Genomic DNA, 21568 nt, shown 5'->3' on the forward strand with positions numbered 1-21568 from the left:
CACGCGATTCGATGAGCCTGAAGCGGTCAGTCTTCGCGCTGGTGTCGGCGCTCTATGCGCTGTTCTGCGCCGCGATGCTGTTCGCCATTCCGCGCAACCGCTTCGAGTGGATGCTGGAAGACCCGGCGATGCGCGGCGACGGCCTGACTTTCTGCACCCTGCCCATCGACCACGGACTGGACGCGCGGATCGAGTCCTTCGCCTACCTGGTTCCGCTGCTGGTCGTGGCCGCGGTGCTGTCGGTGCGGCGGCGCAGGCCGCACTGGCTGCTGTGGGTGGGCCTGGGGCTGGTGCTGCTCTGGGGCGCTCGCTTCGTGCTGCTGGCGCCTTCCTGTCCGGTTCGCTAGCGCGCGGCGGGCACCTCGAACACCAGGCAGGTGGTGGTGGCATGCGCGTACAGCGTGCCGTCGGGGCCGTAGAGGCGGGCTTCGGCGGTGGCGAGCTGCTTGCCGCAGTGGATCACCTTGCCCTCGGCGCGCACGCGCTGCACCTTGGGCGTGAGGCCCTTCACGTAGTTCACGCCCAGTTCGGCGGTGGTGTAGGCGCGGCCGGGCGGCATCATCGTGTGGACCGAGCAGCCCAGGGCCGAGTCGAGCATGGTCGCGACCCAGCCGCCGTGGATGGTGCCTAGCGGATTCAGGTGCTGGGGCAGCGGCGTGCCCTGGAAGATGGCCACGCCCAGGCGCGCCTCGATGATCGTGAAGTCCAGCGTCTTGGCGATGGCCGCGTAGGGAATGTCGCCGTTCAGCATCGCCTGCATGATCTCGAGCCCGGTCTTGCCGGCGATCTGGTCGGGGCGGGCGAGGCCGGGGCCCGGGCCGGCCTCGAGGCGGCCGGTGATCTTCTGCTCCTCGGCGATCCATGCGTCGAGCTGGCTGGTGGCTTGTGTCATGCCTGTATTCCTTCTGGGGGCTTTGGTCCGGGGTTTTGATTGCATATGCAATAGTTGCACATACAATAATATCCTATGGACACCCCCACCAAGCCACGCGGCTGCACCAGCTTCAAGGTTCGCCAGCTGTCGCGACGACTCTCGCAGCACTACGACGCCGAGGTCTCGCAGAGCGGCCTCAAGACCACGCAGTACTCGCTGCTGTCGCATCTCGCGCGACTCGGACCCACGCGGCCGGTCGACCTGGCGGCGGAGCTCAAGATGACCGCCTCCACCCTGAGCCGCAACCTCCAGCCGCTGATCGTCGCGGGCTGGATCACCCAGGGCGCGGGCGCCGATGCGCGCAGCCGGCTGGTGCAGCTCACCGAAGAAGGCGAGATCAAGCGGCGCGAAGCCCTCGCGCACTGGAAGACCGCGCAACAGAAGCTGAACGCGCTGCTCGGCGTCGAGCGCGTGCTCGCGCTGCACCTGCTGATCGACGAAGCCATGGAGCTGCTGGGCGGCGAGGACGAGCCCGTCGGCGACGACTGACCCTTCACTTTTCCCTTGCCAACACCCCATTCATTCATCGTGCGGCAAGCCGCGCGAGGGACCCGTTTCGCCTTTTCTTTCCTCCATTCAATTCCAACAGCAGAGGCCCCATGTTCGCCACCCCCGTTTCCGCATGGCTGCAGCGCCGCGGCATCCACTACGGCTGGATCGTCGCCGCCATCACCTTCCTCACCATGCTGACCATGTCGGCCGCGCTGGGCCTGCCGGGCGCCATGCTGCAGCCGCTGGGCAAGGAGTTCGGCTGGAGCACCGAGCAGATCTCCTCGTCGCTCGCACTGCGCTTCGCGCTCTTCGGCCTCATGGGCCCGTTCGCCGCGGTGCTGATGGAGCGCTACGGCCTGCGCGCGGTGATCTGCACCGGCCTCGCGCTCGTCGGCCTGGGCATGGCGCTGGTGACCATGGCCTCGCAGCTTTGGCAGCTGTTCGTGCTGTGGAGCCTGATGCTGGGCCTGGGTACCGGCATGACCGCGCTGGTGCTCGGCGCGGTGGTGGCCAACCGCTGGTTCGTCGCACGACGCGGGCTGGTGGTGGGCATGCTCACGGCCAGCTCGGCGACCGGGCAGCTGGCCTTCCTGCCGCTCGCGGCCTGGATGATCGAGCACTGGGGCTGGCGCTCGGCCATCGTTCCGGTCGTGATCGGCACCATCCTCATCGGTCTGCTGGCGCTGTGCTTCGTGCGCAACCGGCCTTCGGACGTCGGCCTGCTGCCCTACGGCGAAGCGCCCGGCACCCAGCCGGCCGCACCTGCCGCAGCATCGCCGGCAATGAACTTCGCCACCCCGTTCCGCGTGCTGAAGGAAGTCTCGACCAACCGCACCTTCTGGGTCCTGGCCGGCACCTTCTTCATCTGCGGCCTGAGCACCAACGGGCTCGTGCAGACGCACTTCATCTCGCTGTGCGGCGACTACGGCATGAGCGCCGTGCCCGCGGCCTCGGTGCTCGCGATGATGGGCGCCTTCGACTTCGTCGGCACGATCCTCTCGGGCTGGCTGTCCGACCGCTACGACAACCGCAAGCTGCTCTTCTGGTACTACGGCCTGCGCGGGCTGTCGCTCTTCTGGCTGCCGCACTCGGAATTCACCATCTACGGCCTGGGCATCTTCGCGATGTTCTACGGCCTCGACTGGATCGCCACCGTGCCGCCGACCGTCAAGCTCGCGGGCGCCGCCTTCGGCCCCGCCAAGGTCGGACTGGTGTTCGGCTGGGTCTTCGCCGCGCATCAGCTGGGCGCCGCCACGGCCGCCTACGGCGCGGGCTTCGCGCGCACGCTGCTGCTGACCTACACCCCGGCGCTCTACACCGCCGGCGCGGCCTGCCTGGTGGCGGCGCTGATCGTGATGACGATCAGCCGTCCGGCAGCCAAGTCCGGCACTCCGGCCACGACGGCCGCGGCCCGCGCCTGAACCCGCCGAGGCTCCAGCCATGACCGCTCCCCACGGAAACACCGAACTCGACCCGCGCACGCGCCGCCTGCTCGAGGCGCCCATCGTGCCGACGCTGCTGCGCCTGGCCGCGCCCAACGTGCTGGTGATGGTGGCGCAGGCCTCCGTCGGCCTCATCGAGACCTACTTCGTCGGCAAGCTCGGCACCGATGCGCTCGCCGGCATGGCGCTGGTGTTTCCCATCGTCATGCTGATGCAGATGACTTCCAGCGGCGCCATGGGCGGCGGCATCGCCTCGTCCATCGCCCGCGCACTCGGAGCGCGCCGCCGCGACGATGCCGACGCGCTGGTGTGGCATGCCATCGTCATCGCGCTGGGCTTCGGCCTGTGCTTCACGCTGGCGCTGCTGCTGGGGGGGCGCTGGCTCTACGGCGTGATGGGTGGCTCAGGGGCCGCGCTCGACGCGGCACTGACGTACTCGAACTGGGTGTTCGCCGGCGCGACGCTGGTCTGGCTCTTCAATTCGCTCGCGGCCATCATCCGCGGCACCGGCAACATGTCGGTGCCGGCCAACGTCACGGTGGTGGGCGTGGTGTTCCTCATTCCGGCGTCGCCGCTGCTGATCTTCGGCATCGGGCCGCTGCCGGGCATGGGCATCGCGGGCGGCGCGATGGCGCTGCTGCTGTACTACCTGCTGGGCTCCATTGCGCTCATCGCATACTTGCGCTCGCCGCGCAGCCTGCTCAAGCCCACGCTCGACGCGCTGAAGCTGCGCTGGCCGCTGTTCCGCGACATCCTTCGCATCGGGCTGGTGGGCGCGGTCTCGACGGTGGCCACCAACCTTTCCATCGGCATCGCCACCGCGCTGACCGGGCATTTCGGCTCGGGCGCGCTGGCCGGCTACGGCACGGCCTCGCGGCTCGAATACCTGCTGGTGCCGCTGGTGTTCGGCCTGGGCGCGCCGCTGGTGGCGATGGTCGGCACCTGCATGGGGGCGGGGCTGCGCGAGCGTGCCCTGCGCGCGACCTGGGCCGGCGCGGCACTGGCCTTTGCGCTGACCGAGGCGATCGGCCTGGCGGCGGCGCTGTTCCCGCGCCCCTGGCTGCTGCTGTTCGGCAACGACCCGGCGATGCTCGAGACCGGCGCGCACTACTTGCGCGTGGTGGGGCCGATGTATGGCCTCTTCGGCGTCGGGCTGGTGCTGTACTTCGCGTCGCAGGGCGCGGGCCGGCTGCTGTGGCCGGTGCTCGGCAACATCGCGCGCCTCGCGGTGGCCGCCACGGGCGGCTGGCTGGCGCTGCGCTGGGGCGGCGGGCTCACCGGCGTGTTCGCGGCGCAGGGCGTGGCGCTCGCGGTTTACGGCATCGTGATCGCATCGGCCATCGCGGGCGGCGCCTGGTTCGGGCGCGTGGGCTGGCCGCGCACCACCAGCGGGCTGCTGCGGCGCGTGGCGCAGGCCTGAACCGGACGATCAGTTTCCCAACGACGACTTCCATCAACGAAAGACGCATCATGAAAATCAAGGACTCCGTGGTCTTCATCACCGGCGCGAATCGCGGCCTCGGTCTCGCATTCGCCAAGGCAGCGCTGGCTGCCGGCGCGCGCAAGGTCTATGGCGCGGCGCGCGACCCCAAGAGCATCACCCTGCCGGGCGTGACGCCCGTGGCGCTCGACGTGACGCAGCCAGCGCAGGTCGAGGCGGCCGTGCGCGCCTGCGGCGACGTGACGCTGTTGGTCAACAACGCGGGCATCTCGCGCGGCTCGAGCTTCCTCGGCTCGCCCGATGCGGTGGCCGACGCGCGCGCCGAATTCGAAACCAACTTCTTCGGCCCCTGGGCGCTGACGCAGGCCTTCGCACCGGTGCTCGCGGCCAACGGCGGCGGAGGCGTGATCAACGTGCTCTCGGCCCTGGCCTGGACCACCTTCCCGAGCGTGGCGACCTACAGCGCGACCAAGTCGGCCGCCTGGTCGCTGAGCAACGGCCTGCGCAACGAGCTGGCCGGGCAGGGCACGACAGTGACGAGCCTGCACGTGGGCTACATGGACACCGACATGGCCGCGCATGTGCAAGGCGCCCCCAAGGCATCGCCCGACGACGTGGCCCGCCAGGCGCTGGCAGGGCTCGAGGCCGGGAAGCCGGAAGTGCTTGCCGACGAGCCCTCGCGGCAGCTTAAGCAGGGCCTGTCGAGCCCCACGCCGCCTTACGCCGGCACGGCCCCGGCGGCCTGAACGAAAAACCCGGGCTCGCGGCCCGGGTTTTTTCATCAGTAGCGGTAGGGATTGTTGGGCCGACGGTCGTAGCGGTTCGGCACGCCGTCGCCGTCGTTGTCCCGGCGGCCGTAGCGGCGGCGATCGTCCCAGCGGCGGTCGTAGTGGTGGTCGCGGTGGTAGCCGGGGCCGTAGTAGTGGCGCGGCGGAGGCGGCGGCGCGTAGTAGCGGCGCGGAGGCGGCGGCGCGGGCACGACATACACCTGTGCCTGGATGAAGTTTCCGCCCGTCTGGGCCTGGGCCGGCGTGCCCAGCATGGCCTGCGACATCAAGGCCGCGGCGCCGAATGCATAAGTAAGCTGTTTCACGTGATCCCCCGGTTTGTGGTTGGAAGCCTCATCCTCGCGGCCTTTTGTGAAGTTGTTGTAAGGCTGGAGCGAATTCGGATGAAGAGCTGTAAGGCCGTGCGCGCAGGGCGCGGCACGGCCAAGACACAATTGTGAATGGACTTTGCGCCGCGGAACACATCCGCGGGTAGGCCATCGGCTCTATCGGCCGAAGGTTCAGCCGCGCGGCGCGGGCAGGAGGCGGCGCAATGCCTCGAAGAACAAGTCCGACTGCTCGCGTTCGCCCTGGATCTGCGCCGCCACGTGGGCTGCCAGCTTCGGGTTCACAGGCGCCAGCGGCCGGCCGGTGGATTGCGCGATCACCTGGTGCAGGCAGGCGCGCTCCAGGTAGTAGAGGTCGTCGTAGGCATGGGCGATGTTGCCGCCGGCCACGATCACGCCGTGGTTCGCGAGGAAGGCCACGTCCTTGCCCGCCATGGCGCGCGCGATGCGCTCGCCCTCGGCGTCGTCGAGCGCCAGACCGTTGTACTCGGCGTCGACGGCGATGCGGTTCATGTAGCGCATTGCGTTCTGGCTCGCGGTCGGGTCGAGCGCGCGGTCGACCGTGATCGTGAGCGCCGTGGCGTAAGGCATGTGGCAGTGCAGCACCACCGCATGGCCCGTGATCCGGTGCACCGCGCCGTGGATGAACAGGGCGGTGGGCTCCACGCGGTGGCGGCCCGCCAGCACCTCGCCGTGCACGTCGATGAGCACGATGTCGTCGGGGCCGATCTCGCTCCAGTGCAGCCCGCGCGGGTTGATGAGGTAGCGGTCTTGCGTGCCCGGCAGCATCACGCTGAAATGGTTGCAGACGCCTTCGGACAGGCCGTGATGGGCGGCGGCGCGCAAGGCGAGGGCAAGGTCTTCGCGCAGCTTGCGTACGGCGGGGCTGGCGTAGTCGGCATCGGCGGACATCTCTGTGGGGCTCCTCTTTTCTTGTTGCAGGGAAAGGACGTGGCTTGCGGCTCAGGCGGGCGGCAGGCTCTTCCACGCCACGACGAACTTCTTCGCGTCCTCGCGCACCGCCGCAGCCTGCTTGCCGGGCTTGTAGAGCGAGGAGCCGATACCGAAGCCGGCGGCGCCGGCAGCACGCCATCCGGCCATGTTGTCGGGGGAGATGCCGCCCACGGGCATCACCGGCGTGCCGGAGGGCAGCACGGCCAGCAGTGCCTTCACCACGGCGGGCGAGGCCAGCTCGGCGGGAAACAGCTTGAGCCCGGTGGCGCCGGCCGCGAGCGCGCCGAAGGCTTCGGTCGGCGTCATCACGCCGGGCAGGCACACCATGCCGAGGCGCGCGGCCTCGGCGATGACCTCGGCGTTGAAGTTCGGCGAGACGATCAGCTCGCCGCCGGCCGCATGCACTTCGCGCACCTGCTGCGCGCCGAGCACCGTGCCGGCGCCGACCAGCGCCTGCGGAAAGCGCTTGCGCATCAGCGCGATGCTTTCGAGCGGCTGGGGCGAGTTGAGCGGCACTTCGAGCAGGCGGAAGCCCGGCTCGACGATGGCGTCGCCGACATCGGCCGCCTCGGCGGGCGAGAGGCCGCGCAGGATGGCCACCAGGGGCAGCTCGCGCATCGCGGCATCGAATTTTTCGAGGGGAGTGGGGGCGGTCATGCGGGAGTCCTGTCGGAATCGAGGAAGCCGGACAGCACATGCAGCCCGGCCCAGGTGGCTTCGGCGCCGAGCGTGCGCGTGGCGACGCCGGTGGCGCGCAGGGCCAGCGTGTAGCGCTCGGTGAGGTTGGACGAGCCGATCAGGATCACTTCGCCGGACGCCTGCAGTGCCTGGGTGCGCAGCTCCTCGCCGATCAGCAGGCCCGAGAGGTAGCTCGACAGCTCCTCCTTCGGCATGCGCTCGAACAGCGCGAGCGTGCGCGTGCCGAAGGCGTTGTGCAGCAGGCCGTGTCCGTTCTCGGAGCGGGTCACGCCTTCGAGGAAGGCCGCCTCATCGAGCGGCGCCGATGCGTCGAGCGTGCGCGCCAATATGGAGTGCTGGCTCAGCAGCGCGTAGAACTCGCCCGTCATGTAGGTGCGGAAGCCCGCCACGCGGCCCTTCTTCACGGAGGCCCACTTGTTGTGCGTGCCGGGCAGCACGAAGACGCCTTCGCTCAGGCCGGTGAGTTCCATCGCGCCGAAGATCTGCACTTCTTCGCCGCGCATCACGTCGGGCACGCCGGCGTGCTCGTCGCTCAGGCCCGGCACGATCGCGATGCGCGCTCCGGGAATGGCGTCGATGTCGATGATCCTGCGGCCCACTTCCACGCGGCCCGCGGGGCAGGCGCAGTAGGGCGCTTCCACCCAGCCCTGCTTGCTGCCGGCCATGCCGGAGATCAGGCAGCGTGCGCCTTCGAGGCGCATCCAGTCGCCGAACAGCTTGTCGAAGACGGTGGGGAAGCCGCCTTCGGGCACGGTGAGAATGCCGCGCGCATCGCTGCGCTCTTCCAGTACCTTGCCGCCGGCGTCCAGCAGCGCACCGCGCAGTGAACTCGTGCCCCAGTCGATTGCAACCAGTCTTGTCATCTAGTGATTGTCGCGCGGCACGAAGGCACCGCGGCGACCGCGCAGGAAGGCCAGGTCGGCGCCCTGGTCGGCCTGCAACACCGTATCGACATACAACTTCCAGTAACCGGATTCGAGCGGCGCCTTGGGCGCGACCCATTTCTCGCGCCGCTTCGCGAGCTCTTCGTCGCTCACGTGCAGGTGCAGTCTGCGGTTGGGCACGTCGAGCTCGACGATGTCGCCGTCCTGCACCAGCGCCAGCGGGCCTCCCGCGGCCGCCTCGGGCGCGGTGTGCAGCACCACGGTGCCGTAGGCCGTGCCGCTCATGCGCGCGTCGCTGATGCGGACCATGTCGGTGATGCCCTTGCGCAGCACCTTCGGCGGCAGCGGCATGTTGCCGGCCTCCGCCATGCCGGGGTAGCCCTTGGGGCCGCAGTTCTTGAGCACCATGACGCAGTTCTCGTCGATGTCGAGGTTCTCGTCGTCGATGCGCTTGTGCAGGTCGTCGGCGTTCTCGAACACCACCGCGCGGCCCTTGTGCACCAGCAGCTCGGGCGTGGCCGCGCTGGGCTTGATGATGGCTCCGTTGGGCGCGAGGTTGCCGCGCAGCACGCAGATGCCGGCCTTGTCCTTGAAGGGCTCGGCCTGGGTGCGGATGACCTGCGGATTGAAGTTCTCGGCGTCCTTCACGTTCTCCCACACGCTCTGGCCGGTGACGGTGAGGATGTCCTTGTGCAGGTGGTCGGCGATTTCCTTGATGACCACCGGCAGGCCGCCCGCGTAGCAGAAGTCTTCCATCAGGAACTGGCCCGAGGGCTGAAGGTTCACGAGGCAGGGCAGCTCGGAGGCGAGGCGGTCGAAGTCCTCCAGCGTGAGCTCGACGCCCATGCGTCCCGCGATGGCCAGCAGGTGGATCACGAAGTTGGTCGAGCCGCCGATGGCCGCGTTGACCTTGATCGCGTTCTCGATGGCCTGGCGCGTGAGGATCTTCGACATGTTCATGTCTTCATGAACCATGCCGACGATGCGGCGGCCAGCCTGCCGCGCGAGCACATTGCGGCGGCCGTCAACGGCAGGGTAGGCCGCGTTGCCCGGCAGGCCGATGCCCAGCGACTCGACCATGCTTGCCATGGTGCTCGCGGTGCCCATCGTCATGCAGTGGCCGTGGCTGCGGTGCATGCAGCTCTCGGCCTCGAAGAATTCCTGCAGCTTGAGCGTGCCGGCGCGCACCTGCTCGCTCATCTGCCATACGCCGGTGCCGGAGCCGAGCTCCTGTCCGCGCCACTTGCCCGAGAGCATCGGGCCGCCCGACACGCCGATGGTCGGCAGGTCGACGCTGGCGGCGCCCATCATGAGCGCGGGCGTGGTCTTGTCGCAGCCCATGAGCAGCACCACGCCGTCGAGCGGATTGCCGCGGATGCTCTCTTCAACGTCCATGCTCGCGAGGTTGCGATACAGCATCGCGGTGGGCCGCAGCAGCGTTTCGCCGAGCGACATCACGGGGAACTCGAGAGGGAAGCCGCCGGCTTCGTACACGCCGATCTTCACCTGCTCCGCGAGCGTTCTGAAGTGCGAGTTGCAGGGCGTGAGTTCGCTGAAGGTGTTGCAGATGCCGATGACCGGGCGGCCGTCGAACTGGTCGTGCGGAACGCCCTTGCCCTTCATCCAGCTGCGGTAGATGAAGCCGTCGCGATCGTGGCGGCCGAACCATTGCTGGCTGCGAAGTTCTTCGGGTTTCTTCCTGGGGGCGGTGCTCATGGATGTCTCTCTTTGTTGTCGAAACCTGGGCTGGATCGTCAGGGTTTGTCCTGCCGATAGAGCGTTTCAATCATCATATGATAAGCGCGAACAATGCGCCGGACCCTTAGTGTTTTCGAGCGCCGGGATACCAGTTTTCACATCACGCATGATCAAGAACATCCACGGTCGCACGCTCGAACTCCTCGGTGAAGCCGTGGTGTCGGGACGCTATGCGATCGGCGCGTCGATCCCCTCCGAGCCCGTGCTCGGCGAGGAGCTGGGCGTGAGCCGCACCGTGGTGCGCGAGGCCGTCAAGTCGCTGGCGGCCAAGGGCCTGATCGTGACGGGCCCGAAGGTCGGCACGCGCGTGCTGCCCAAGGAGAAGTGGAACTGGTTCGACCCCGATGTCATCACCTGGCAGGCGCGCGCCGGCCTCACGCCCGAGTTCCTGCGCGACCTGCAGGACCTGCGCCGCGCGGTGGAGCCGGCGGCGGTGCGGCTGGCCGCTGAGAGGGCCACCGAGGACGACATCGACGAGATCGAGCGCGCCTATGCCGGCATGAAGGAAGCGGTGGAGAACGGGGGCGACTACGTCACCTTCGACCTGCGCTTTCACAACGGCCTGCTGAGTGCCGCGCGCAACAGGATGATTGCTCAGATGAGCAAGGTGCTCAACGCATTGCTGCGCACCAGCTTCGAGATATCGACCACCAAGCCCGACGGGCCCACGCTCTCGCTGCCGCTTCATCGCGCGGTGCTCGACGCGGTGATCGCGCACGACCCCGACGTCGCGGAGCGCGCGATCCTGCGGCTCATCGACGGCGCCCGCCAGGACATCGAGGATGTGCTGGGCTCGCGCCGCCGGCTGCCCCGCCTGAGCAGGCCGCCACCCAGGCTCAGGGCCAGCTAGCCGCGCGGGCAGCACGGCTCTTGCGTTTCACGTCCGGTTCTTTCACCCCACGCTCGCATGTCGAGCAGATTCCACCCAGAAGAGAAGGAGACAACGTCCATGAAACTCGTCAAGTCGCTGATCGCGCCGACGCTGGTCGCGATGGGCCTGCTGTCGGCAGGCCACGTCGCCGCGCAGGAAAAACTCACCGTCTGGTGGGTCAAGGGCTTCTACAAGGCCGAGGACGATGCGCTGTACGCGGCCATCAAGAAGTTCGAGGAGAAGAACAAGAACGTGAAGATCGAGCTGTCGCAGTACCCGATCCAGGACATGATCCCCAAGACCGTGTCCGCGCTCGACTCGGGCAGCCCGCCCGACGTGGCGTACGCCGACGTCTACGACTTCCAGGTCACCGGCAAGTGGGCCTACGACGGCAAGCTCGAGGACATCAGCAGCGTGCTCACGCCCATGAAGGACCGCTTCGCGCCCAACACGCTCGAGACCACCTACCTCTACAACGACCAGACCAAGAACAAGGCGTACTACGCCTTCCCGATCAAGCAGCAGACGATGCACATCGAGTATTGGCTCGACATGCTGACCGAGGCAGGGTTCAAGGAGTCCGACATTCCCACCGCGTGGAAGGACTACTGGTCGTTCTGGTGCGAGAAGGTGCAGCCGGCCAGCCGCCAGAAGAGCGGCAAGCGCAACTTCGGCATCGGCATGCCGATGGGCGTGGATTCGAGCGACGCGTTCTATTCGTTCCTGACCTTCATGGACGCCTACAACGTCAAGCTGGTGGACGACAACGGCAAGCTGCTGGTCGACGATCCGAAGGTGCGCACCGGCCTGATCGGCGCCATGACCGACTACACCATGCCCTACACCAAGGGCTGCACGCCGCCTTCTTCCACCAGCTGGAAGGACCCGGACAACAACGTCGCCTTCCACAACAAGACGACCGTGATGACGCACAACGCGACCATCTCCATCGCCGCCAAGTGGCTCGACGACTCCAACAACGCCTCGCTCACGCCCGAGCAGCGCGAGGAAGCGCGCAAGAACTACACGGAGCGCATCCGCACGGCCGGCTTCCCCAACAAGCCCGACGGCAGCAAGATGGTCTACCGCACGGCGGTGAAGACGGGCGTGGTGTTCAAGGACGCGAAGAACAAGGCCCGCGCCAAGGAGTTCGTGTCGTTCCTGCTGCAGGAAGAGAACCTCACGCCGTACGTCGAGGGCTCGCTGGGCCGCTGGTTCCCCGTGACCAAGACCGCGCAGCAGCGTGACTTCTGGAAGGCCGACCCGCACCGCCTGTCGGTTTACAACCAGTACGCCGCCGGCACCGTGACCTTCGAATTCACCAAGAACTACAAGTTCACCGTGCTGAACAACGAGAACGTCTGGGCCAAGGCCATGAACCGCATCGTCACCGACAAGGTGCCGGTGGACAAGGCGGTGGACGAGATGATCGCCCGCATCAAGACGGTGGCGGGGCAGTAAGCCGCCCAGGCACGACACCCGTCGACACCGTCAACAACAACAGCAGCAGCACGCCATGAGCGCCACTGCCACCACCGCCGCCGCGCCGAGTACTTCGGCGCCTGTCGTCAATCCCGGAGCGCGGCATGCGCGCTGGCAGTTCTGGGGCGCGGTCATGGTCGTGCCCTACCTGCTGGTGTTCGTGGTGTTCGTGCTGTACCCGGTGGGCTATGGCCTCTGGCTGGCCCGCCATCCGCAAAGCTACGTGAAGCTGGTCGAGGACCCGATCTTCTTCCGTTCGGTGATCAACACGGCCATCTTCCTGGTCGTGGCGATCAACATCAAGATGCTCGTGGCGCTGGTGCTCTCGGGCTTCTTCGTGACCTCGCGCTGGTGGATCAAGATCGTCTCGGCGATCTTCATCCTCCCATGGGCGATGCCTTCGATTCCGACCATCCTGTCGATCCGCTTCATGCTGAACCCGGAGTGGGGCGTGATCAACAGCACCATCTTCCGCCTGACCGGCGCGGACGGCCCCAACTGGCTCAACGATCCCACGCTGGGGCTGGCCTTCGCGATGCTCGTGCACACCTGGAAGTCGCTGCCGTTCTGGACGCTCATCCTCGTGGCGGGGCGGCTGGCCATTCCCACCGAGCAGTACGAGGCGGCCTCTGTCGACGGCGCCTCGTCGTGGCAGAAGTTCCGCTTCGTGAGCTGGCCCGCGCTCAAGACGCTCTACATCACCTCGCTCATCCTCTCGATGATCTGGACGCTGGGCGACTTCAACAGCGTCTACCTGCTGACCGGCGGCGGCCCCGCCGACCTGACGCACGTGCTCGCCACGCTGGGCATCCGCTACCTGCGGCTCGACCAGGTCGACCTGTCGATGGCATCGATCGTGGTGGCATTGCCGCTCGTGCTGCCCCTCGTGTACTTCATGATGAAGAGGCTCTCGAAATGAAGCGCTGGACCCCACGAGCCGTGCTGACCGAGGCCCGGCTGCTGCTCATCGGCATCCCGGTGCTGCTGTGGACGCTGATCCCGGTCTACCACATGGTGCTGTTCGCGATCTCGTCGAAGGACTCCGCGACTTCGGGCCACCTGTGGCCCAAGAACGCGACGCTGGACAACTTCCGCATCGTGTTCCAGCAGAAGCACTTCTACCTCGACCACTTCTGGTTGCAGCTGTGGAACTCGCTGCTGATCGCGGTTTCGGTGGGCGCGCTCACGCTCTTCGTGGCGACCACCGCAGCGTTCGCCATCAGCCGGCTGCGCGTGCGCGGCGGGCGCACGGTGATGAACATGGCGCTGTTCACCTACTTCATCCCGGCCGCCTTCCTCGCGGTGCCCATGTACAAGACCATGGGCAACTACGGCCTGCTCAACAGCCAGTGGGCGCTGATCCTCGCGATGGTGACCATCGCCTCGCCGTACTGCATCTGGGTGCTGAAGCAGGCTTCCGACAAGCTGCCCTACGAGCTCGACGAAGCCGCGCGCATGGACGGCGCCTCGCCGCTGCAACTGTTCCGCCTCGTGTACCTGCCGCTGATGGTGCCGTCGCTGGTGGCCGTGGGCACGTATTCGCTGCTGCTGGCCTGGAACGAGTACCTCTATGCCTTCCTGCTGCTGTCGAACGACAAGAGCGTGACGCTGGCGGTGGCGCTGGGCAACTTCCTGTCGGCAGACGATTCGCCGTGGGAGCTGCTGATGGCCACCGGCCTCATCTACGCGTTGCCCCCGGCAGCCATCTACTACGCATTCAAGCGCTACATGGTCGGCGGCATCACCGCCGGAGCGGTAAAGAGCTAACCCCCAGGCTTCGCGCACTTCGTGTCGCTTCGCCAACCCCCTTGCAGGGGGCAACACCAGCGGCCCGGCAAAGCCGGTTCCGCGGTGTTCCGCGAAGGACCCCAGATGCAACGACACACTGAAGAGAGATTCCCATGGCATCCGTATCCTTTCGCAATATCCAGAAATCCTTCGGCAAGGTCCACATCATCAAGGGCCTGGGCTTCGACATCACCGACGGCGAGTTCGTCGTGCTGGTCGGCCCCTCGGGCTGCGGCAAGTCGACGCTGCTGCGCATGCTCGCGGGCCTGGAGGACATCAGTGGCGGCGAGATCGTCATCGACGGCCGCGTGGTCAACGACCTCGAGTCGAAGGACCGCGACATCGCCATGGTGTTCCAGAGCTACGCGCTCTACCCGCACATGACGGTGGGCGAGAACATGGGCTTCAGCCTGCGCCTGCGCAATGCCGAGAAGTCGGTGACCGACGAGCGCGTGGCCAGGGCCGCGAAGATCCTCAATCTCGACGCGCTGCTGGGCCGCTACCCGCGCGAGCTCTCGGGCGGCCAGCGCCAGCGCGTGGCCATGGGCCGCGCCATCGTGCGCGACCCGAAGGTGTTCCTGTTCGACGAGCCGCTGTCGAACCTCGACGCCAAGCTGCGCGTGGCGATGCGTGCCGAGATCAAGGCGCTGCACCAGCGGCTGAAGACCACCACCGTGTACGTGACGCACGACCAGATCGAGGCCATGACCATGGCCGACCGCATCGTCGTGATGCACGACGGCATCGTCGAGCAGATCGGCACGCCGCTGGAGCTGTACGACCGGCCCGACAACCTGTTCGTCGCGCAGTTCATCGGCTCGCCGTCGATGAACGTGATCGAGGGCACGGTGCGGCGCTCGGGCGGGGAGTGCTGGGTCGAGTCGCAGGGCGCACGCTGGCCCGTTCCGGCCGCCACCGCGGTGCCCGACGGCCAGCCGGTGCACTACGGCATCCGGCCCGGCGACATGACTCTCGGTGGCGGATCGCACGGCGTGGAAGCCAGGGTCATCGTGGTCGAGCCCACCGGCGCCGAGACCGAACTGCTGGTGCAGGTCGGCGAGGCCAGGTTGGTGCTTGCCGTGCACGGCCGCGTCGACGCCCGGCCCGACGATACGGTGCGGCTGGCCATCGAGGCCGAGAGCGTGCACCTGTTCGACCGGCAGACCGGCCGCCGCATGGGTTGAGCCGGGCCGTTCGGCTTCAGGCCGTGCGCAGCCGCAGGAGGGCGCGCACGAAGCCGTGGTCCGAGCGCGAGCGGTCGCGCCCTTCGTGCAGGTGGTCGTTGAAGTAGTCGACGCGCCGCACGTCGCCCAGGCTGTGGCGGCTGGTGGCGACGAATTCCTCGCTCACGAAGATCTGGTCGAGCACGTCCGGGTAGCCCTGGTGGATGTGCGAGTAGGCCACGTCCTTCTTGAGCGCCGCCTCGCCCTGCATCTCGTAGGCGTTGAACAGGGCCACGTCGCGCGCGGCCTTGTCGTAGGCCACTTCGGAGGTGGCCGCCACGAGCTGCGTGGTCACGCTGTGCGGGTTGTCGTTGAAGTCGCCCATCACCACCAGCGGCACGTTCGTGCCCTGCAGCAGGTCGATCACGATGCAGCGCAGGGCGGCCGCTTCAGCGCCGCGCATCAGCAGCGAGCGCAGCGAGGCCATCACGCCCACCTTGCGGTCGTCGCGGTCCTCGAGGTGATTGCCTTGCGCATCCTGCAGGAACTTGGGGCGCTTGGACTTCAGGTGCACCGTGAGCACGTGCACCTGCTGGCCGTGCTTCATCCGCACCGTGGCGAGCAGGGGCGGCCGCTCGAAGCGCGTGTGGGGGCCGAGGCCCGGTACTTCCACGCCGAAGCCCGGGGGGAAGTCGACGAAGGAGCGGACCTCGTCCACCTTCAGCCTCGTTGCGATGCCCACGCGCGGCGTGCCCTGCGCGCCAGGCCGCGCGGGCGTGCCTTCGGGGCTGCCGGGCGGCGGCGTGTTTTCCGCGCCGGGTGCCGAAATGAAGTCGTAGCGCAGGCCGCTGCGCGCGATGCAGGCCTTCAGCGCGGATTCGTCCCACACCTCCTGCACCGCCAGCACGTCGGCGTTGAGCGCGTTGAAGCGCTCGCCGATCCAGTCGATCTTTCGCTCGTACTCGCGCTCGGTGTAGGCGTCCTGGTTCTCGTAGTACACGCGGTTCGGGGCCGCGAGGTTGAGGAGGTTGCAGGTGGCTACGAAGAGGGTCGCGTAGTTGGGTGGGATGTATTGCATGGCGTGACGATTGTGGCTTGAGTTTGCACTCTGCAGCCTTTATGTCGCCGCACTGGGAGGTTCCTCGCGGATGCTGCTGACGTTGGTGATGCAAGGGCCATCACGCCTGTGCGGACTCGCGATGCTTCACGACACAGGTCACCTCGTGACTTCCGGTACTTTTCAACGGATGCTGCGAACTATCCGCCCGCTTCACAGGTTTGACCGTTCCGCTGGGCAAACTTCAAGAGTTCGATGAAGCGCACCAGCTCAAGGTTTGCGATGCAAGGCACCCGGACTCTCCAGGTTCAGGATGTCCCCGCGCATTGCACTCGCTTCGGTGCTCGCGTTGGCTCGCGCCTTCGCGCCAAGCCAATCCACTGCTCCTGATTCCTTCGCGCCGGGCAACTGCGGACGGAGGATCTTCGGGCGTCATTGGCTGCGCCATCGGACAAGAGGAGGGCCGGGTGAATGCGATGCAAGCACATCGCATTCTTCATGGCTTGAAGATCATTAAAAAAGAGAGGGATGGGCATGACGATGCCGATGGTTTTTTCGAGGTACTTGATGGGAGCCTGCCTCGCAGGACTCATGACAGCATGCGGAGGTGGAGGTGGAGGTGGAGGTGGAAGCAATGGCGGTGGCGCCGTCTTCGCGGGTTCGGGCGCAGCGGCGTCCACGGCAACGGCGCCAGGGGCCGGAACAGGGACAGGGGCCAGCGAAGGGGCATCCTCGAATCCGCCCGCGGAGCCAGCGCCGGTTTTCTGTTCGAAGTCCATCGATCTCGCCTTGCGGTCCGGTGATCCGGAGGGGCTGACGGACGCTGCGGCCATAGCCAGGTGCGCGCACGATTTCGCAAAGGAGCTCTCGACCCGGCAAGCGGACTTGCCAGCGGCGCTGTACGGTGTCGAGAGCAGTGAGTACAAGCCGGATCGAAACTCCCAGTTCGTGCTGCCGGCGAACGTCGAGACCGCCCAGCCTCTGGTCGTCGGCGACAAGGGCAAGGTTCTCGCCACCGTGAGCACGGCGGCAGGTGGCCGCAGTGCGGGCTACGGCGCGAACATCCTCCAGCAGTTCGATCAGTCGCAGAACCTCGCGCATGCACCGGCGTTCCGGCGCCTGCTGAGCTGGCTGCTCACGGCGGATGCCTCGAAGCCGCTGCCGGATTCGATCAAGCTGAGCTACGCAGGCATCGATCCGACGGTAGTGAAGAATGGCTTCAAGCGCGCAGGCGTGGATGTGTCCGTGACGGCATGCGACCCTTCGGTCGCCGACAGCTGCGGCAACGGCTCGCAATTGCTTTTGCTGGGATCCGAGGTCACGAACAACCCGGCGCTCGAGACGCAGATGGCCAGGCTGGTAGCCGCGGGCCAGCCGGTCCTGTACGTTCATACGAAGTACTGGAACGAAAACCAGGCGAGTCGCAGGGTGCTGTCCGGCATGGGGATGCTGCTCGGCGGACACGCCGGCAATTTCTTCTACGACGACGCCGTGGCGCAGGGGCGTACCGCCGCTGCAAACAAGGCCGCGCTGGCTCAGTTCGGCGGCGTCGTGCCGCTGCTGCGGAGGATGGTCGAGAACGACTGGCGCACCGACTACGACTGGAGCGCATGCAGGGAGAACGACTGCAGCAGGGTCGTCGACCTCCAGCGCGATGTGCTCGTACCTGCCGAGATGTTCAGGGAAAAGATCGACGCCTTGAGTCTCTCCGGTCGCAATCTCTTCGAGCAGCCGTCGACGAACCTGTCTCGCCTCCTCGTGCTCTGGGCCGACGTTACGCGGCGAGGGATCAGGTACCCGATGAGCAAGGAGAGCCAGGCCGGGGCTTTCATGCAAGCAGCTGTGGCCGACAGCCTGGTTGCCTATGTTCGACCCAAGGGCGGTGCCCAGTCGGATCTCGGCTCGTTCATGAAAGGGACAGCGGCGCGGTTCGAAGTGTCGACCGCCGATGAGGTGGTGACCATCCCGCTGACGCAGGAGTCCGGCTTCATCGCGCTCGGGCGTTTTGCAGTTCCCGGCCGGACGGTGGCCGTGCAGGTTGTCGATGCAGCGGGCGCGACTCTTTCCCTGCAGATCAACACCCAGGACCCCAACACGACGAAGCTGTGGTCCGAGAAGTACGACCGCCCCCGGTTTGTCCGAAGCCCGGCCATTGCGCTGGACGCACAGGCCGTCACCCACATCACGAGCCCGTATGGAGGAACGCTGCAGCTGGTGTTTGCCGGTGCGCCTGCCGATGCCAAGGTCCGGCTGCGCATTCGCGGCGTTGCCCGGCATCCGTTCCTCGATCTTTCCAACGATGGCAGCGTTGCCGACTTCAAGGCGAAGTTCGATGCCACGGACTTCGACTGGGCCGAGATCAGGCTGCCCGGCGTCGAAATTCACACGCGCGTGGACATGATGAAAGAGGCCTTGAAGGATGCCGTCTTCGGTGGCGATCTGGGCCGCTATCTGCAGGAGTTGCGCGGCTACGTGGTCGATGATGCTTACCATCTGGCTGGTCTGGTGGTTCCGGGCAAGACGCTGCCGACGGCAATCCTGAAGAACTGCGCGGCGTGGGGTTGGGACTGCACCAACGACAAGCTGCACCGGACTCCCGACATCCAGCACTTCAACGCGGATTTCCGTGCCAGGTGCGGAATCGGTTGCGCGGGCAACCCTGTCGACATCTCCTGGGGCTTCAATCCGCGCGGCTGGGGTGAGAGCCACGAGCTGGGGCACAACCTGCAGCAGGGCGCTCTCAACGTCTACACCGACCGCAGCGCGGAGGTCTCCAACAACCTGTTCCCGCTGCACAAGAACTGGCGATTGCTGCGCGAGCTTGGTGTCGATCTGGAGAAGGGGCGGGTCGACTATCGCTCGGCGTTCGACATGATCGTGGCCGCTCGCGCCGAAGCGGACCCCGTTCAGGGGGCCTACCGCCGCATCTGGGGTTCGGCTGAATACGCGGCACAGAACGGGGAGCGCCTGGCGTTCTATGTCCAGTGGATCCACTACTGGGCGGAACGCACGGGCGACAAGGCGCGCGGATGGGAGCTCTTCACTCAGCTCTACCTGCACCAGCGCCTGCTCGCCAAGGCCGATTGGGCTGCATACAAGGACAGGCTGGGATATGGGAACTACGCCCTCCGACCGCAGGATTCGAGTGGCAATGACAACCTGCTCATCGCGCTGTCCTGGATGACGGAGCGCGACCAAAGGGCGACGTTCGACCTCTGGGGTATCACCTATTCGGCTGCAGCGGCTGCCCAGGTGAGCAGCTACGGCTTCGCGAAGGAGGCCGCGCTGTTCTATGCCAACGACAACACCAACAACCACGACACCGCCGTCAGGGTCGACATGACGGCATCGAAACCGGCCTGGCCGTTCTAGGTCTTCGGCCCCGGGCTTGCCGGGGCGCGGCGGTGATCGGTTCTCCGGCTCCGCCCGGGCTTGTTGTCGCAGGAAGGGGCGGGTAGCTCGTGCTACCCGCGCATCTCAGCGGCCGAACGAACGGCCGCCACCGCCACCGGAGCGATTGCCACCACCGCCGTAGCCACCACCACCCGAGCGGCCACCGCCGCCCGAACGGTTGCCGCCACCGTAGCCACCGCCACCCGAACGGCCGCCACGCCCGCGGCCACCCATGTGGTCGACGCTGGTGCGAAGCGGATCGGGCTGGCCGGCACCGCCGCCACCGACCGATTCGGCGCGCAGGTGCGCGACCTGGTTGGCCTGCGTCGGGCTGTGGCTGTTGCCGTGGTGGCGCGGCTGGCGCTCTTCATGCGGTGCGTGATGGTGGTGCTGCGGCGCGCGTGCCGGGCCCTGCGGGCCGCGGGCTTGCTGCGGGCGGGGGGCCTGGCCGCGTGGGCCCTGGCCTTGACCCTGGCCGCCGCCATTGGCGTTGCGGCCCTGGCCGTTGCCGCCGCCCTGGCCACCGCCACGGCGCTGGCCACCGTTGCCACCGCCGTTGCCGCCACCCTGGCCGGCCTTGTTCTCGCGGATGCGCTGCAGCATCTCGGTGCGTGCGGCCTTGGCGGCCGCCTGCATCACTTCGCGGCTCGGCGGACGGCCGGCGCCGCCCCAGATGGTCTGGCGGCCCATGGCGATGGGCTCGGCGCGTTCGCCTTCCTCGGGGCCGTAGCCCTCGATGACCTGCACGGGGATCGTCTGCTTCGTGAAGCGCTCGATCTCCTGCATGAAGCCTTCCTCGTCCAGGCACACGAAGCTCACGGCCTCGCCGCTGGAGCCGGCGCGGCCCGTGCGGCCGATGCGGTGCACGTAGTCTTCGCTGACGTTCGGGATCTCGTAGTTCACGACGTGCGGCAGCTCGTCGATGTCGATGCCGCGGGCGGCGATGTCGGTGGCCACCAGCGCGCGCAGCTCGCCGCTCTTGAAGCCGGCCAGTGCCTGGGTACGGGCGCTCTGGCTCTTGTTGCCGTGCAGCGCCATCGCCTCGATGCCGTTCTTGGTGAGGAATTCGGCCACGCTGTTGGCGCCGAACTTGGTGCGCGTGAACACCAGCACCTGGCTCCACTTGTTCTCGTTGATGATGTGCGCGAGCAGCGCCTTCTTCTTGCCGCGGCCCACGGGGTGGATCACCTGGGTGATGCGCTGCACGGTGGTGTTGCGCGGCGTGACCTGGATGCTCTGCGGGTTGCGCAGCAGCGTGGCGGCCAGGTCGCGGATCTCGTCGCTGAAGGTGGCCGAGAACAGCAGGCTCTGCTTTTCCTTGGGCACCAGCGCCAGCACCTTGCGCACGTCGTGGATGAAGCCCATGTCGAGCATGCGGTCGGCTTCGTCGAGGATGAGGATCTGGACCTGGCTCAGGTCGAGCATGCCCTGCTGCTGCAGGTCGAGCAGGCGGCCGGGGGTGGCCACGAGGATGTCGACGCCGCTCTTGAGTTTGCTGATCTGCGGGTTCATGCCGACGCCGCCGAAGATCACGGTCGAGCTCAGCTGCAGGTACTTGCCGTAGGTGCGCACCGATTCCTCGACCTGCGCGGCGAGTTCGCGGGTGGGGGTCAGCACGAGGGCGCGCACGCCGGTGCCGCCGAACTTGTTGGTGGCGCTGCGGGTCATGCTGAGCTTGTGCAGCATCGGCAGCGTGAAGGCGGCGGTCTTGCCGGTGCCGGTCTGGGCGCCGCCGAGCAGGTCGTGGCCCTCGAGCACCGCGGGGATGGCTTGCGCCTGGATGGGGGTGGGGGAGTCGTAGCCGTGTTCGTGCACAGCCTTCAAGATGGCGGGGGCCAGCTTCAGTTCGTCAAAAGTCATTGGAAACAACAAGCGCCATACACGGCGCGGTGGCATCGGCCCGCCAGGCGTCTAAAGACGACGCCGAGCCAGTCAAGGCAGATGAGGGTCAGGGGTGGGAGCCGGAAAGTCCGCCCTTGCGAAAGGGTTGAAATGGCGCTTTCTTCGTCCCCGGCAGAGAGCCGGTGTTGCGGGCAACTGGACCCGGCAACGGGGTCTATTGTCGCATGAGTCGATAATCGGTGGTTTGCCGCGCC

General features: G+C 67.2%; 19 protein-coding genes. 11 read left to right on the forward strand and 8 right to left on the reverse strand.

Annotated elements, in window-relative coordinates; all coding sequences use genetic code 11:
* The first annotated feature begins 11 nt into the window (after window positions 1-11).
* A complete protein-coding gene (locus tag BMY35_RS13475; RefSeq protein ID WP_093199440.1) occupies window positions 12-347 on the forward strand; it encodes a hypothetical protein in 336 nt (111 codons plus the stop codon).
* Here BMY35_RS13475 and BMY35_RS13480 read toward each other — a convergent pair.
* Entirely contained in the window at window positions 344-892 is a 549-nt protein-coding gene (locus tag BMY35_RS13480) for a PaaI family thioesterase (protein ID WP_093199442.1), read from the reverse strand. The two genes, BMY35_RS13475 and BMY35_RS13480, sit on opposite strands and share 4 nt — an antisense overlap.
* 75 nt (window positions 893-967) lie before the next feature.
* Here BMY35_RS13480 and BMY35_RS13485 point away from each other — a divergent pair, with 75 nt between their 5' ends.
* From BMY35_RS13485 to BMY35_RS13500, 4 genes are all read left to right on the forward strand, one after another.
* A complete protein-coding gene (locus BMY35_RS13485) occupies window positions 968-1423 on the forward strand; it encodes a MarR family winged helix-turn-helix transcriptional regulator (RefSeq protein WP_093199445.1) in 456 nt (151 codons plus the stop codon).
* A 110-nt stretch (window positions 1424-1533) separates the two neighbouring features.
* Window positions 1534-2847 carry an MFS transporter gene (locus tag BMY35_RS13490; RefSeq protein ID WP_093199449.1) on the forward strand — a complete coding sequence of 438 codons (1314 nt, stop codon included), beginning with the start codon at window positions 1534-1536 and terminating at the stop codon, window positions 2845-2847.
* Between the two features lie 19 nt (window positions 2848-2866).
* Window positions 2867-4288, forward strand: coding sequence for an MATE family efflux transporter (locus BMY35_RS13495; RefSeq protein ID WP_093199453.1), 1422 nt, complete (start codon window positions 2867-2869; stop codon window positions 4286-4288).
* A gap of 50 nt (window positions 4289-4338) precedes the next feature.
* On the forward strand, window positions 4339-5055 hold the full coding sequence (locus BMY35_RS13500; protein WP_093199456.1) for an SDR family oxidoreductase: 717 nt from the start codon (window positions 4339-4341) through the stop codon (window positions 5053-5055).
* Between the two features lie 35 nt (window positions 5056-5090).
* Here the strand turns inward: BMY35_RS13500 and BMY35_RS13505 are convergent, their stop codons facing one another.
* The 5 genes from BMY35_RS13505 to BMY35_RS13525 all read right to left on the reverse strand — a co-directional run bounded on the left by BMY35_RS13505 (window position 5091) and on the right by BMY35_RS13525 (window position 9676).
* Window positions 5091-5402: a hypothetical protein gene (locus BMY35_RS13505; protein WP_093199458.1), complete on the reverse strand. Its 312-nt coding sequence runs from the start codon at window positions 5400-5402 to the stop codon at window positions 5091-5093.
* Window positions 5403-5597: 195 nt separating this feature from the next.
* On the reverse strand, window positions 5598-6365 hold the full coding sequence (locus tag BMY35_RS13510) for an aldolase (RefSeq protein ID WP_256228369.1): 768 nt from the start codon (window positions 6363-6365) through the stop codon (window positions 5598-5600).
* Window positions 6366-6386: 21 nt separating this feature from the next.
* A complete protein-coding gene (locus BMY35_RS13515) occupies window positions 6387-7034 on the reverse strand; it encodes a 2-dehydro-3-deoxy-6-phosphogalactonate aldolase (RefSeq protein ID WP_093199464.1) in 648 nt (215 codons plus the stop codon).
* The gene (locus BMY35_RS13520; RefSeq protein WP_093199466.1) at window positions 7031-7939 is read right to left on the reverse strand and encodes a 2-dehydro-3-deoxygalactonokinase; all 909 of its coding nucleotides are present in this window, start codon (window positions 7937-7939) and stop codon (window positions 7031-7033) included. The genes BMY35_RS13515 and BMY35_RS13520 overlap by 4 nt, the downstream gene beginning before the upstream one ends.
* Complete coding sequence (locus BMY35_RS13525) at window positions 7940-9676, reverse strand: IlvD/Edd family dehydratase (protein WP_093199469.1); 1737 nt, start codon at window positions 9674-9676, stop codon at window positions 7940-7942. It lies immediately after the preceding gene.
* Window positions 9677-9824: 148 nt separating this feature from the next.
* On the opposite strand from BMY35_RS13525, the gene BMY35_RS13530 reads away from it, so the two are divergent.
* From BMY35_RS13530 to BMY35_RS13550, 5 genes are all read left to right on the forward strand, one after another.
* On the forward strand, window positions 9825-10568 hold the full coding sequence (locus tag BMY35_RS13530) for a FadR/GntR family transcriptional regulator (protein ID WP_093199472.1): 744 nt from the start codon (window positions 9825-9827) through the stop codon (window positions 10566-10568).
* Between the two features lie 99 nt (window positions 10569-10667).
* Complete coding sequence (locus BMY35_RS13535; protein WP_093199474.1) at window positions 10668-12050, forward strand: ABC transporter substrate-binding protein; 1383 nt, start codon at window positions 10668-10670, stop codon at window positions 12048-12050.
* A 55-nt stretch (window positions 12051-12105) separates the two neighbouring features.
* Entirely contained in the window at window positions 12106-12990 is an 885-nt protein-coding gene (locus tag BMY35_RS13540) for a carbohydrate ABC transporter permease (protein ID WP_093199477.1), read from the forward strand.
* A complete protein-coding gene (locus BMY35_RS13545; RefSeq protein WP_093199479.1) occupies window positions 12987-13838 on the forward strand; it encodes a carbohydrate ABC transporter permease in 852 nt (283 codons plus the stop codon). The genes BMY35_RS13540 and BMY35_RS13545 overlap by 4 nt, the downstream gene beginning before the upstream one ends.
* Before the next feature lie 134 nt (window positions 13839-13972).
* A complete protein-coding gene (locus BMY35_RS13550) occupies window positions 13973-15043 on the forward strand; it encodes an ABC transporter ATP-binding protein (protein WP_093199482.1) in 1071 nt (356 codons plus the stop codon).
* Window positions 15044-15059: 16 nt separating this feature from the next.
* On the opposite strand, the gene BMY35_RS13555 is transcribed toward BMY35_RS13550, so the two are convergent.
* Entirely contained in the window at window positions 15060-16100 is a 1041-nt protein-coding gene (locus BMY35_RS13555) for an endonuclease/exonuclease/phosphatase family protein (protein WP_093199484.1), read from the reverse strand.
* Between the two features lie 570 nt (window positions 16101-16670).
* Between BMY35_RS13555 and BMY35_RS13560 the strand changes: the two genes are divergently transcribed.
* On the forward strand, window positions 16671-19451 hold the full coding sequence (locus BMY35_RS13560) for an ImpA family metalloprotease (protein WP_305727977.1): 2781 nt from the start codon (window positions 16671-16673) through the stop codon (window positions 19449-19451).
* Window positions 19452-19556: 105 nt separating this feature from the next.
* On the opposite strand, the gene BMY35_RS13565 is transcribed toward BMY35_RS13560, so the two are convergent.
* A complete protein-coding gene (locus BMY35_RS13565; RefSeq protein WP_093199488.1) occupies window positions 19557-21332 on the reverse strand; it encodes a DEAD/DEAH box helicase in 1776 nt (591 codons plus the stop codon).
* Window positions 21333-21568: the final 236 nt, after the last annotated feature.

It is taken from the genome of Variovorax sp. YR750 (genome assembly GCF_900109805.1).
In the GTDB taxonomy this organism is placed as follows: domain Bacteria; phylum Pseudomonadota; class Gammaproteobacteria; order Burkholderiales; family Burkholderiaceae_C; genus Variovorax; species Variovorax gossypii.